At 54.6% G+C, this 12,958-nt stretch carries 15 protein-coding genes and 1 riboswitch; of the genes, 11 read left to right on the top strand and 4 right to left on the bottom strand.

All coding sequences use genetic code 11. The features are described 5' to 3' along the window. Positions 1 to 103 precede the first annotated feature (103 nt). A riboswitch (TPP riboswitch) is annotated at positions 104 to 211 on the top strand. A gap of 105 nt (positions 212 to 316) precedes the next feature. From tenA to GJ1_RS08730, 10 genes are all read left to right on the top strand, one after another. Beyond that, positions 317 to 1,000 (top strand): thiaminase II, encoded by a 684-nt coding sequence (tenA, locus tag GJ1_RS08685; RefSeq protein ID WP_066231197.1) that lies wholly within the window; start codon positions 317 to 319, stop codon positions 998 to 1,000. Positions 1,001 to 1,031: 31 nt separating this feature from the next. Beyond that, the gene (locus tag GJ1_RS08690) at positions 1,032 to 1,622 is read left to right on the top strand and encodes an ECF transporter S component (protein ID WP_066231200.1); all 591 of its coding nucleotides are present in this window, start codon (positions 1,032 to 1,034) and stop codon (positions 1,620 to 1,622) included. Between the two features lie 12 nt (positions 1,623 to 1,634). Next, positions 1,635 to 3,089, top strand: a complete 1,455-nt coding sequence (locus tag GJ1_RS08695; protein ID WP_066231203.1) for an ABC transporter ATP-binding protein — start codon at positions 1,635 to 1,637, stop codon at positions 3,087 to 3,089. Then, the gene (locus tag GJ1_RS08700) at positions 3,086 to 3,868 is read left to right on the top strand and encodes an energy-coupling factor transporter transmembrane component T family protein (protein ID WP_066231206.1); all 783 of its coding nucleotides are present in this window, start codon (positions 3,086 to 3,088) and stop codon (positions 3,866 to 3,868) included. The genes GJ1_RS08695 and GJ1_RS08700 overlap by 4 nt, the downstream gene beginning before the upstream one ends. 16 nt (positions 3,869 to 3,884) lie before the next feature. Continuing rightward, positions 3,885 to 4,496 (top strand): thiazole tautomerase TenI, encoded by a 612-nt coding sequence (gene tenI / locus GJ1_RS08705; RefSeq protein WP_066231209.1) that lies wholly within the window; start codon positions 3,885 to 3,887, stop codon positions 4,494 to 4,496. Beyond that, positions 4,496 to 5,629 carry a glycine oxidase ThiO gene (gene thiO, locus GJ1_RS08710; RefSeq protein WP_066231333.1) on the top strand — a complete coding sequence of 378 codons (1,134 nt, stop codon included), beginning with the start codon at positions 4,496 to 4,498 and terminating at the stop codon, positions 5,627 to 5,629. The genes tenI and thiO overlap by 1 nt, the downstream gene beginning before the upstream one ends. Continuing rightward, positions 5,626 to 5,829 carry a sulfur carrier protein ThiS gene (gene thiS, locus GJ1_RS08715; RefSeq protein ID WP_066231215.1) on the top strand — a complete coding sequence of 68 codons (204 nt, stop codon included), beginning with the start codon at positions 5,626 to 5,628 and terminating at the stop codon, positions 5,827 to 5,829. The genes thiO and thiS overlap by 4 nt, the downstream gene beginning before the upstream one ends. Position 5,830: 1 nt before the next feature. After that, on the top strand, positions 5,831 to 6,598 hold the full coding sequence (locus GJ1_RS08720) for a thiazole synthase (protein WP_066231216.1): 768 nt from the start codon (positions 5,831 to 5,833) through the stop codon (positions 6,596 to 6,598). After that, positions 6,595 to 7,620 (top strand): thiazole biosynthesis adenylyltransferase ThiF, encoded by a 1,026-nt coding sequence (locus GJ1_RS08725; protein ID WP_066231219.1) that lies wholly within the window; start codon positions 6,595 to 6,597, stop codon positions 7,618 to 7,620. The genes GJ1_RS08720 and GJ1_RS08725 overlap by 4 nt, the downstream gene beginning before the upstream one ends. Before the next feature lie 561 nt (positions 7,621 to 8,181). After that, on the top strand, positions 8,182 to 9,450 hold the full coding sequence (locus tag GJ1_RS08730) for a hemolysin family protein (RefSeq protein WP_066231222.1): 1,269 nt from the start codon (positions 8,182 to 8,184) through the stop codon (positions 9,448 to 9,450). 85 nt (positions 9,451 to 9,535) lie between these two features. Here the strand turns inward: GJ1_RS08730 and GJ1_RS08735 are convergent, their stop codons facing one another. Next, positions 9,536 to 9,748, bottom strand: a complete 213-nt coding sequence (locus GJ1_RS08735; RefSeq protein ID WP_011230133.1) for an alpha/beta-type small acid-soluble spore protein — start codon at positions 9,746 to 9,748, stop codon at positions 9,536 to 9,538. A gap of 292 nt (positions 9,749 to 10,040) precedes the next feature. Here GJ1_RS08735 and GJ1_RS08740 point away from each other — a divergent pair, with 292 nt between their 5' ends. Further along, a complete protein-coding gene (locus tag GJ1_RS08740; protein WP_066231225.1) occupies positions 10,041 to 10,283 on the top strand; it encodes a hypothetical protein in 243 nt (80 codons plus the stop codon). A 79-nt stretch (positions 10,284 to 10,362) separates the two neighbouring features. On the opposite strand, the gene GJ1_RS08745 is transcribed toward GJ1_RS08740, so the two are convergent. From GJ1_RS08745 to GJ1_RS08755, 3 genes are all read right to left on the bottom strand, one after another. Beyond that, positions 10,363 to 11,475, bottom strand: coding sequence for an ABC transporter ATP-binding protein (locus tag GJ1_RS08745; protein ID WP_066231228.1), 1,113 nt, complete (start codon positions 11,473 to 11,475; stop codon positions 10,363 to 10,365). A gap of 130 nt (positions 11,476 to 11,605) precedes the next feature. Next, positions 11,606 to 12,496: a PucR family transcriptional regulator gene (locus GJ1_RS08750; RefSeq protein ID WP_066231230.1), complete on the bottom strand. Its 891-nt coding sequence runs from the start codon at positions 12,494 to 12,496 to the stop codon at positions 11,606 to 11,608. 236 nt (positions 12,497 to 12,732) lie between these two features. Beyond that, positions 12,733 to 12,921, bottom strand: coding sequence for a hypothetical protein (locus GJ1_RS08755; RefSeq protein WP_066231232.1), 189 nt, complete (start codon positions 12,919 to 12,921; stop codon positions 12,733 to 12,735). Positions 12,922 to 12,958: the final 37 nt, after the last annotated feature.

The raw sequence follows: 12,958 nt of genomic DNA on the forward strand, positions 1-12,958 counted from the left end.
CATAGCGGATTGAAACGCGCGGCGCAACGCCACCCAAAAAAAGATTGACAACCGCCCATGCCATGGTATGATAAGTGTAAAGAAAATTGAAAATTGCACCATCGCCATCCACTAGGGGGGCCTTTAGAAAGGCTGAGATCAAAGTGTGCCTTTGAGACCCTTAGCACCTGATCTGGGTAATGCCAGCGTAGGGAAGTGGAGGAGCTGCACGCCGTGGCTAGGCTTTGACTTGCCAAGTTGCATGCCCACGCCGCTTTCTTTACGCCAATCGGCAAAGGAAGCGGCGTTTTTATTTTGCCAAAAAGGGGGAGGACGAATGTCATTTGCAAAGCAATTGCGCCAGGCGGCCGATCCGATCTGGCAGGCAAGTTTTCGCCATCCGTTTGTTCAGGAGCTTGGCCAAGGAACGCTTGAGCGCGAGAAATTTCGCTATTACGTGATGCAGGATGCCTACTATTTGCGCCATTTTGCCCGCGTGCAGGCGATCGGGGCGGCGAAATCGCCGGATTTGGCGACAACAGCCCGGTTGGCGCACCATGCGCAAAGCACGTGCGAGGCCGAGCTGTCGCTGCATGAAACGTTCGCCGAGCTGCTTGGCATCACCGAGGAGGAGCGGGCGGCGTTCATTCCGGCGCCGACGGCGTATGCCTACACGTCGCACATGTACCGCGCTGCGTATGAAGGGCATCTCGGCGATGTCATCGCTGCCATTTTGCCGTGCTACTGGCTGTATTACGAAATTGGCGAGCGCTTGAAAACGTGCCGGCCGAACGATCCGATTTATGAAAAATGGATCGGCACCTACAGTTCGGATTGGTTCCGCTCGCTTGTTGAAGAGCAAATCGCGCGGCTTGACGACATCGCTGACGCGGTCACCGAAGAGGATCGCCATCGGATGAAGCGGCATTTCCTCATCAGCAGCGAATATGAGTACGAGTTTTGGGAGATGGCGTATCGGCTTGAGCAGTGGCCGTCGGCTGAATTGGCGGCGAGCCGTTGACGGATGGGATGAGACAAGGAGGAAAAATGGGATGGAAACGACAACAAAAGGATTAAAATTGGCCGATATTTTAACGACGATCGTCATTGCGATTGTATTCGGCGTCATTTACAAATTATGGGGTCCGTTGTACAGTGCAGTAGGAGTATTGGGGTTTCATCTTGATCAACTCATTTACGGCATGTGGTTTATCGCCTCTTCGCTCGCTTATTTGTTGATCCGTAAACCGGGGGTGGCGCTGCTCGCCGAGATTGCGGCCTCGTCCGGCGAGCTTGTCATGGGATCGCAGTGGGGGCTTGAAGTGCTCATTTACGGGGTTGTCCAAGGGCTGTTTGCCGAGATCGTCTTTGCTGTGTTCCGCTACCGGCGCTTTGACACGTTCGTTGTATCGCTCGGCGCGGTCGGGGCGACGGTCGGCTCGCTCATCATGGACTTTTACAAAGGTTATATTGAGGCGCTCGCCCCATGGAATATGGCGCTCTTTTTGCTCGCGCGCTTTATCGGCGCCGTCCTCATCTCCGGCGTGTTTGCCGTTTCATTGGCAAAAGCAATCGAAAAAACCGGAGTGACGCAAATGTGGCGGCCGGCTTCGAAAGACGATTACGATGCGTTGAACCGTTGAGGTCGGTGAACGATGAAAAACATCATTGCGATTGACCGGCTGCGCCTGAAATTTCCCGGACGCGACGGGTTGCTGTTTCGCGACTTGTCGCTGTCGATTGCCGAGGGGGAGAAAGTGCTCCTCCTTGGTCCGTCCGGGTGCGGCAAGTCGACATTATTGCAAGTAATGGCTGGAATCATTCCCCACTCGGTCGATGTGCCGATGAAAGCGGAGCGCCTTGAGCGGCCGGAACGATGGGGGTATGTGTTCCAAGATCCGGATGCGCAATTTTGCATGCCATACGCGGATGAGGAAATCGCCTTTGCACTCGAAAATCGAAGCGTGCCGCGCCAGGAAATGCCCGCCCGCATCCGCGCGCTGCTTGACCAAGTCGGCTTAGAGATCATCCCGCATACCGATATTCATACGCTGTCCGGCGGAATGAAGCAGCGGTTGGCGCTCGCTTCGGTGCTGGCGCTTGAGCCGGATGTCTTGTTTTTGGATGAGCCGACGGCCCTGCTTGATGAAGAGGGGACGAAGGCGGTATGGCAGACGGTGAAACAGGTGGACCGCGGCAAAACGGTCGTCATCGTTGAGCATAAAATCGATCATGTGCTGGACTTTGTAGATCGCATTGTTTTGCTCGGCCGCGATGGGCGCATCATCGCCGACGGCGAGGCGAAGGCGGTGTTTTCCGACTATAAAGACGTCATTGCCGCCGAAGGCATTTGGTATCCAGGCGTCTGGGACGACTATGACCGGACGGCAAGGAGGCGAAATCGCCATCAAGGCGAGGAGCTTCTTCGCCTCAGCTGTTTTCGCGGGTTCCGCGGCCGGGAGGCGAAAATCTATGTTCCTGAAGCAACGGTGCACGCCGGCGAATGGATTGCTGTCACTGGAAAAAACGGCGCCGGTAAAAGCACGTTGCTGCACGCGCTTATGCAACTCATTCATACAGACGGCGAGTATGTGCTGCTAGGGGCCGACATCAAGCAGCAACACCCGCTCTACCGCCATATTGCCTTTGTTTTCCAAAATCCGGAGTGGCAATTTGTCACCCATTCGGTTCGCGAAGAGCTCGCCTACTCGCTTCGGCTTGAAGGGCGGCCGGAAGCGGAAATTGAGGAAACGATCGCTCGCCTGTTGCGTGAATTTGACCTTGTTGAGCAGCAAGACCAACACCCGTATCAGCTGTCGATTGGGCAAAAACGGCGGTTGAGCGTCGCCGCTTCGATCGTCGCCGGCCAACGCCTCTTTTTGCTTGATGAGCCGACGTTTGGTCAAGACGCGAAAAACACGTTTGCTTTGCTTGAAATGCTTGAAGCGCACCGCGAACAAGGAGCGGCGATCATGATGGTTACACATGACGAACAAATCGTCCGCCGCTTTGCGACGAGACGGTGGGTGATTGAAGACGGGACGCTCGTTCGGGACGAACAGCTTGACATCCGAGAGCCGGCGTTGGCGGAAGGTGGGGCGGGGCGATGAAATGGGAGGTTCGCTGCCGCGAGACATGGCTTCATGAGACGAACCCGAGCTTAAAGCTCATTGTGCTTGTCGTGCTCTTTTTCGCTGTGTTGTTCATTCATAACCCGAACGTACTGATCAACGTTTCGCTCGCTCTGTTTGTTTTGTTTTGCTTTGGCACCGGCTATCCGGCAAACGTGTTGTTTTGGCTGTTTTTGCCGTTTTTCCTCGTCTTTGTTTCGACGGCCTCATCGATGATGATGTTTGGCGAAGGAACGACCACATGGGTTCGCTGGGGGCTCATCCATATTACGGCGGAAAGCTTTTGGCGCGGAGTGCATATCGGGTTTCGCGCTCTGGCGCTTGGGCTTCTCGGGTTGATTTTTTCGCTGACGACTCGGCCGGTGCATCTGTTTTATTCACTCATGCAACAGCTGAAGCTGAAGCCGAAGTATGCGTACAGTTTTTTGGCGGCCGTTCGCCTGTTGCCGATTATGCTTGAAGAGTTTCAGACGATCCGCTATGCGTTAAAAGTGCGCGGCGTGCCGAACAAGGGCGGCCTCAGCAAAGTGAAGCGCTACGCCATTCCGCTGTTGTCGCAAAGCATCCGCCGCGCCCAGCGCATCGCTGTGGCGATGGAGGCAAAACGATTTTCTGGCAGCGGCCGGCGCACGTTTTATTATGAAATCGGGTTCGGCAAGTATGACGTGTTGTTTGTCGCCTTGTTTGCCGCCTTGATGTTCGTCGCCTATTATGCAGGCGTTCATTATCCGTATATTTCCATAAGCGATGTACGGTAAAAAGAAAGGGATGGCCATGGGCGTTCTCCATTTCGTTTCCACCGGGCGTCAGACGGTTGATGAATTCGCCGCGATTTGTGCACACACCCATCCGTATGCCGACCTGATTCATATTCGCGAAAAAGGGAAGACGGCGTGCGAAGTGGCGGCGTTTGTCGAGGCGTTGCTTCGCGCCGGGGTGCCGCCGCAAAAAATCGTGGTCAATGACCGGGTTGACGTCGCCGCCGTCTACGGCGTCAAAGGCGTGCAGCTTGCCTATCACAGCTTGCCGGTGCGCGCCGTCCGCCGCTCGTTTCCCAACTTGGCGGTCGGCCGCTCGGTGCACGGGCTCGAGGAGGCGAAACAGGCAGAGAACGATGGCGCGCACTTTTGTTTGTATGGCCATATTTTTCCGACTGAAAGCAAGCCCGACTTGCCGCCGCGCGGGTTGGACTCGCTTGCGGAAATCGCTGCTGCCGTGTCCATTCCAGTCATCGCCATCGGCGGCATTCATGCCGGCAACGCCCGCCAAGTGCTCGAAGTCGGGGCGTCGGGAGTGGCCGTGATGTCGGCGGTCTTTTTTGCCGCTGATCCAGTCAGTGAGGCGAAACGACTCGCAGAAATTGTCAAAGGGGAGAGGGTCAAGTGATTGCACATCATTATGATGTCATCATTGTCGGCGGCGGGGTGATCGGGGCGGCCATCGGCTTTGAGCTTGTCAAACGGCGGCATCGTGTCGCCATTTTGGAAAAAGGAACGATGGGAAGTGGAGCGTCAAGCGCGGCGGCCGGCATGCTCGGGGCGCAGTCGGAGTTTTCGGCGCCAAGCCCGCTCGTGCCGCTCGCCTTACAAAGCCGGGCGCTCATGCCGGCGCTTGCTGAGGAGCTGCGGGAGAGAACCGGCATCGATATCGGCCTTGTCGAAAAAGGAATGATCAAAATAGCGACAACTGAGGAGGAAGCAGACGATCTCTACCGCCATTATACATTTTGGCGAGAAAGAGGCGAGTCGGTGCATTGGCTTACAAAAGAGGAAGCGCTTGAAATCGAGCCGCGCCTTGCGGCGGAAGCGATTGCTGGAGCGATGTACATCCCTGGCGATGGGCAAGTGAGCGCGCCGGATTTGGCTGCCGCTCTCGCATGTGCTGCTGTTTCCGCCGGCGCTCGTTTGTATGAGCATACAGAAGTGTTCGACATCCGTCCCGACGCCAGCGGTCATCTTCTGGACACAACGAGCGGAACGTTTGCCGCTGAGGCGGTCGTCATCGCTTCCGGTGCTTGGGCGGCGCGGCTTGGCGTGCGAATCGGGCTTTCGCTTTCCGTTTCCCCAGTCAAAGGGGAGTGCGTCATGGTGCGCACGCCGGTTCCGCTTTTGCAGGCGACTGTATTCGCGAAAAACGGCTGCTACATCGTGCCGAAATCAGGAAACCGACTGCTCATCGGGGCGACATCCACTCCCGGCACGTTTGACCGGCGCGTATCAGCCGGCGCGGTCATGAGCTTGCTTCACCGTGCTGCTCGCCTCGTCCCGGACATCGAACAGGCGGAATGGGTGGCAGCATGGAGCGGCATCCGGCCGCAGACAGAGGACGGCCTGCCTTACCTAGGCGAGCATCCGGAGCGGCGCAGTTTATTCGTTGCCGCTGGCCATTACCGGAACGGCATTTTGCTCTGCCCGTTGACCGGGTTGCTGATGGCTGACTTAGTCGAGCGGAAGGAGCCGGCGTTTGATCTTGCGTCATTTTCGTTGACACGCCATATCGGAAAGGTGGGGATGAAATGACGTTAGTGATTAATGGGGAGACGGTCACCGTGCCGGACGAAGTAAAAACGGTGAGCGACTTGCTTGCCTATTTTCGGCTTGACAACAAGCTGGCCATTGTCGAAGTCAATGTCCGCATCATCCAAAAACATGAGTATGGGACGACGGCGCTATGCGATGGCGATCGCGTGGAAATCGTTCATTTTGTAGGAGGCGGTTGAAATGTTGAAAATTGGCCCATATGAATTCTCTTCACGGCTGTTGCTCGGCACGGGCAAATATCCGAGCTTGGATGTGCAAAAAGAAGCGGTGGAAGCATCAGGGGCGGAAATTTTAACGTTCGCCGTCCGGCGAATGAACATCTTTTCCCCGGAGCAGCCGAACTTTTTGGAGCAGCTCGATTTAAGCAAATATAAGCTTTTGCCGAACACCGCCGGGGCGAAAACGGCCGAAGAAGCGGTGCGCATCGCCCGGCTCGCCAAGGCATCCGGATTGTGTGATATGATAAAAGTAGAAGTGATCGGCTGCGACAAAACGCTGCTTCCGGACCCGGTCGAAACGTTGAAAGCGGCGGAAATGCTGCTTGAAGAAGGGTTTATTGTGTTGCCGTACACATCTGACGATGTGGTGTTGGCAAAGCGGCTTGAGGAGCTCGGCTGTCATGCGATCATGCCGGGCGCCTCGCCGATCGGGTCCGGGCAAGGCATTATCAATCCGCTCAATTTGAGCTTTATCATTGAACAGGCGAACGTGCCGGTCATTGTCGACGCCGGCATCGGCGGACCGGCGGACGCGGCGCTGGCGATGGAGCTTGGCGCGGATGGGGTGCTCTTGAACACCGCTGTTTCCGGCGCGGCTGATCCAGTGAAAATGGCGAAAGCGATGAAGCTGGCGGTGGAAGCGGGCCGGCTCGGCTATGAAGCCGGACGCATCCCGAAAAAACGGTACGCGTCAGCGAGCAGCCCAACGGAAGGAATGAGTGTTGTTTGAACGAACGGTATTCCCGGCAGCAACTATTTGCGCCGATTGGCGAGGAAGGGCAAAAGAAAATACGGGGAAAGCATGTCGTCTTAATCGGCGCCGGCGCGCTCGGCACAGGCAACGCCGAAGCGCTCGTTCGCGCCGGCATCGGCAAATTGACGATCATCGACCGCGATTACGTCGAATGGAGCAACTTGCAACGCCAGCAACTGTACAGCGAAGCGGATGCGAAGGAGCGGTTGCCAAAGGCGATCGCCGCCAAACGGCGCCTTGAACAGGTAAACGGTGAGGTTGAGATCGAGGCCATTGTCGGCGACGCCGGTCCAGAAGAATTGGAAACGATCGCTGCCATGCAACGCCCTGACTTATTGATCGATGCGACGGACAATTTCGATGCGCGTTTCATCATCAATGATGTCGCCTACAAATACCATATTCCATGGATTTACGGCGCTTGCGTCGGCAGCTATGGCATCAGTTGCGCCTTCATCCCGGGGCGCACGCCGTGCTTATACTGTTTGCTCGAAACGGTGCCGCAAGGGGGATTGACGTGCGATACGGCCGGCATTATCAGCCCGGCGGTGCAAATGGTTGTCAGCTATCAGATGGCTGAGGCGTTAAAAATTTTAGTCGAGGACTGGTCGGCGCTCCGCGGCAAGCTCGTTTCGTTTGACCTTTGGACGAACGAATACGCCGCCGTTCGCATTGACGGGGTGAAAAAGGACGGCTGCCCGACGTGCGGACGTCATCCATCTTACCCCTTTCTTTCTTATGAACAGCGGACGAAGACCGCTGTGTTGTGCGGGCGCGATTCCGTGCAAATCCGTCCGTCTGCCCGGCGCCAGTACGACTTGAATGAATTGGCGGAGCTGTTTCGCCGCCAAGGGCTTCAAGCGGAAGCGAACCCGTATCTTGTCTCCGTTTCGCTCGGCGACAAGCGATTGGTTGTCTTTCGCGACGGCCGTGCGCTTGTGCACGGCACGAAAGATGTGCAGGAAGCCAAAGCCATTTATTATCGCTATTTAGGCTAAAGCGCGACGCCATGCATTGGCGGCCGCTTTCGTCTTAATATGGCAATGTCATCAAACTGTCAAATCCATGTCCTTCCTCTCCCCTTTTTTTCGCGATCTATATGGTATGATGAAAGCGGGGATGGAAAGGGAGGGAGAAGGAATGGACGAGTGGTCGGTGACGTTCAACATTGCCTCATTGCTTGTTCTTGTGTATTTCATTGGTTCTTGTTGGTTTGAGTCATGATGTGAAGGTGTCCCAAAAGGATCGGGACACCTTTTCTTATTTGTTATTTGCTGTATAAATTCAACACGATCAAAACGATCTATTGCTCCCTGCTTAGGAGAACACGGTCTTTTAAGACAGCCATGTTTTCATTCAAGAAACTGGATTTATGGTGGAAGAAAAACCGCCAGCTGTAGTCAGTTGGCGAAAAATTTGTTATATTTAAAGTAAGGAGGGCAACGCCGGCTTCCGCCGGCCGAGCGCTCCGTGCAGCCAACGTTGTTTCCATAAGCATGTTTCGGCGGAAAAATGGATATGAATAACATCGTCACCATCCATAGGAGTGTGAAGATTCGTTGGAAGAGTGGCCGTTAAGGTTGTTCGGGTGGTTTTTCCTCGCCCTGCTCGCGAATGCGCTGTTCGCTTCAGCGGAAGCGGCGTTTTCCTCGGCAAGCAAGGCTCGGTTGCGGCATTATGCGGAAGAGCATCCGCACAATAAGCGCCTCCAAGCGGTGATCAGTCAGCTTGACCGCGTGCTGTTGGCGTTCGCCGTGGCTAACCGCCTCACGGTTGTCGTGGCGGTTGCGCTGTTTATGGATATCGCCGCTTCGCTGCTTGGAGAGACCGGTCTGTGGGTTGCGATTGCCGTGATGACGGTTTTGTTGGTCGTCTTCGGTGAAATTTTGCCAAAATCGATGGCGAAAGAGCATGCGGAGCAGCTTGCCATCCGATATGCCGGCCTTGCCTATGGGCTGATGAAGTTGATGACGCCGGTTACGGCGTCGCTCCAAGCCATAAAAGATCGAATCGCCAGGCGGTTCGCCAATGGGGTGGCCGTGCCGGCTGTTACAGAGGAAGATATTAAAGTGATGGTTGAGCTGAGTGAAGAAGAAGGGGTCATTGACAACAAAGAAAAAGAATTGATCCAACGTTCGCTCGATTTTGATGAAATTTTGGTCGGAGAAATTTTCACGCCGCGCGCTGATATGGTGGCGGTGGAAGTGAACCAGCCGATTGAAGAGATTCGCGACGTGTTTTTGGAAGAGAAATATTCCCGCATCCCGGTCTATGAAGGGGATATTGACAATGTGATCGGCATTTTATCGGAAAGCGACTTTTTCAGCGAGCTTGTGCAAAAGCGGGAGGTGCGCATCCGCGATTTGTTGCGCCAGCCGTTGTTTGTCGTCGAGTCGATGAAAGTGTCTGATCTTTTGCCGGAGCTGCAAAAAAGCAAAGTGCATATGGCGATCGTCGTCGACGAGTTCGGCGGCACCGCCGGTTTGATTACGCTGGAAGATATTCTCGAGCAAATTGTCGGCGAAATATGGGATGAACATGATGAAGCGGTGAAAACGGTGCACCAAATCGACGAGAATAGCTTTGAATTCAGCGCCGAGCTGCCGCTTGATGAATTTTGCGAAGTCATGAACATCGACGTGCCGGAGAGCGAATCGCATACGCTGGGCGGCTGGATTTTTGAGATGTTTGAGCGCATTCCGGCAGTCGGCGAAACGCTGCAGTACGGACCGTTGACGTTCACGATCCGCCAAGTCGACAACCGGCGCATTCGCAAAGTGCTCGTCTCGTTGGGCCAACCGCTCGCCGAGCAGGCGGGGGGCGCCTGATTTCGTCCCCCAGCTTCCATACGAAAGCGCCCCGGGCTGACTGCCCGGGGCGTTTGCCATCTATGTGAAGTTGTTCGTAAGGCGGTTATTGAATGTTGCCGAATTGGCCGCCAAGTTGTTGTTGAGCCATGGCAACCAAGCGTTTCGTAATTTCGCCGCCGACCGAACCGTTCGCGCGAGAAGTCGTGTCAGCGCCGAGGTTCACACCAAATTCTTGGGCGATTTCGTACTTCATTTGGTCAATGGCTTGTTGGGCACCAGCGACTAACAGTTGGTTGTTGTTATTGTTGCGTGCCATCGTTGATCATCTCCTCATTAAAAATTTTTGTGTGGTTGGATTGGCTGGATTTGCACCAGCACTGCACACTGCAAGGCGTGCCGCCAAGCTTGGCTGAACCCACAGGCCCACCCGCTTTTGGCTTTGCCAGCGTTCCCGTTGCAACGGATGGGTGATTTCGCTGGCGGTACTCATAGTTTGGGACGTTTTTTGCCTGTTATTCATGGTGAGAATATGGGAATTTTTAACGTTTTACCGCCGTCACCATTAGGGAATATGTAAAGATAAGGAACATCTTAGAGGAGGAAGCAGCATGAATGTATGCCCGCTGTGCAACGGGTTGCGCCGGGTGATGGTGTATTGCAGCTACTGCCGGCAACAAATGGAAGATAAAGGGAAAGTTACGGATTATTTCGATGACTACAGCCCGTATATGGATGCGGACGTCATGAAACTTGTCGACGGCTATTTGCGCACGTATACGAATCATGAATGTGTTCATTTGTTTTACTGTCCGACTTGCCATGAGGAGGAAGTGCGTTTTATCAAGGAATAAGGCTGTTGATGGAGCGGAAAGGAAAGGCGTCCCGTTTTTTTCGGAACGCCTTCGAATGAATCTATAACAACAATGGGGGTTACTTTTCATCCGCCGCCCGGATGCGCCGTTCCGTTTCAATGTCAAAGAAATGCGCTTTGTTCATATCAAGCGCCAGGTCAATCCGGTGGCCCGGCTTGATCTCCGTGCGGGCGTCGATGCGAGCGACCAATTCTTGGCCGTCGATGCTAAAATAGATCATCGATTCGGCGCCAAGCAGTTCGGCGACTTCGACGAGAGCGGTAATTTTCGTCGCCGGCGACGCTTCAAGGAAGAGCGGCTCATCGTGGATGTCTTCCGGACGAATGCCTAAAATCACTTCCTTGCCGACATACCCTTGCTCACGCAATACTTTCATTTTTCCTTCCGGAACGCCAAACGACGTTTGACCGACGACAAACTTGCCGTCTTGCAGCGTTCCGCGGAGGAAGTTCATGGCCGGTGAACCGATAAAGCCGCCGACAAAAATGTTTTCCGGTTTTTCGTATACCTCGCGCGGCGTTCCGACTTGCTGGATGACGCCGTCTTTCATGACGACAAGGCGGGTGGCCATTGTCATGGCTTCCGTTTGGTCATGGGTGACGTAAATCGTCGTTGTTTCCAAGCGCTGATGGAGCTTTGCGATCTCTGAGCGCATTTGCACCCGCAGTTTCGCATCCAAGTTCGAGAGCGGTTCGTCCATTAAAAACACTTTCGCATCGCGGACGATGGCCCGTCCCAACGCGACGCGTTGCCGCTGACCGCCGGAGAGCGCTTTCGGTTTGCGGTCCAAATATTGTTCCAGCCCGAGAATGCGCGCCGCCTCACGCACGCGTTTTTCAATTTCCGCTTTCGGGAATTTGCGCAGTTTTAAACCGAACGCCATGTTATCATAGACGCTCATATGTGGATACAGGGCGTAGTTTTGGAACACCATGGCGATGTCGCGGTCTTTCGGCGGCACATCGTTCATTCGTTTGCCGTCGATGTAAAGATCGCCTTTGGAAATTTCCTCAAGGCCGGCGATCATCCGCAACGTTGTGGATTTGCCGCAGCCGGACGGGCCGACGAAGACGATAAACTCTTTGTCTTGAATATGTAAATTGAAGTCTTTGACGGCGGTCACATTGTTGTCGTAAATTTTGTAAATATGGTCAAGAAGCAGTTCTGCCATCGTGAATCCCCCTTATCGTTGAAATCGTTTTCCTATGACCAGTGTATAGAAAAATAGGAACATTCGTAAATGGACGAGGTGCACAAAAAATGCCGCCGATTTTCGGCGACATGACAAAAAAGGCGGGGGATTACGAACGGCGCCGGTGCAAGATGGCCAAATAGACGGCTGCCGCCCCTTTGAACCGTTTGATGTCAACACCAGTTTGTTCCGTCCATTTATCGATCCGATATTGTAAACTGTTGCGGTGCATATACAGCTTTTTCGCTGCCATCGAGACGTTTAAGTTGCATTGCAAAAACGTCTCCATCGCCCGCACTTCCTCCTCGTCGAATTCGTCAAGAAACGAGAGGATCCGGCGGGCTTTCTCACTGACTGCTCCCTCTTCAAAGAGCGGAAGCGGAATGACGTCTTCCCATTCGTACACCGTTCGTTTCGGCCAAAAGAGTCGGGCGGCGGAAAAACATTCTTTTTCAAGAAGAAACGACTCATATAGCTGTTCATCGACGGGGCGGATCGGACCGATCAACCAATGGATCGTCGTATAAAAGTCGGCAGCGAGCGCTTCGGCCATGTCGGTCAACAAGGGTGGTTCCGCCGTCCGTTTTTGCCTTGCTTCGATGATCAGCCCGCGCCGATCTTGTTCCCAGACGATGGTGACTGGAGAAGAAAACAAGCCGCAAACAGCGCCAGCAAACTCCTCTTTGCTGGCGATCGGCCGGCTGGCCGTAAAATGAATGAACCGGCAATACGGAGCGGCGAGCTGCGGGGGCATGGCTGGGTTGCCGGTTGCCATCCATCGTTTCCAGGCCCGCTCCTCTTCATTTTCCGGTTCGCGCCGGCGATCGGCCGGGGTGAAAAAAAGCGCCAACAATTGTCTCTCGGGCTCTGTCAATCGATGCTTGGCGATGCCGATTTCGTCCCCGTCGGCGGTGTAAAACCATTCGTAATCTTCGGGGTGTTCCGGCTGGCCGTTGATGACGATGTCCCCTTCATAAAGCGACTCAAGCTCTTTTAACATCGCGGCCCCCTTTTCCGTCGAGGATGATGTCACGCCGAAGAGGAATTGGCGTTGTTTTCATTATACCAAATCCCCGCGAATGGAAAGAAAGCCAAAGGATGAAAGCGGCCCAACCGCAGGATGAACGGGCGGCTTGGTCAACAGCGGTTATTTCGAACGATCTCTGCCTAACGCATCGGCGGAGGGGCTCCATAGAAAAAAGGCCGACTTTCCCGAGGCGGGAAAATCGGCTCCGTTTACTGGCCGGCTTCGTACGGCGGCTCTTCTTTGACAAGATCGCGCGCTTCCTCAATGTTGACGTCATCGCCGCGGCCGTACACGGCACCGCCGGCCATCCCTTCGTTGATCATGCGGTCGATGTCCATATAGTATTCATCGCGCCCTTCGTACAATGAATCCCGGCGCTCGGCTTCATTTCGTTCCATCATCTCGCTCCTTCCTCTCATCGTTTTTCCTAAAGTT

This window comes from Geobacillus jurassicus NBRC 107829 (assembly GCF_001544315.1).
Lineage (GTDB): Bacteria > Bacillota > Bacilli > Bacillales > Anoxybacillaceae > Geobacillus > Geobacillus jurassicus.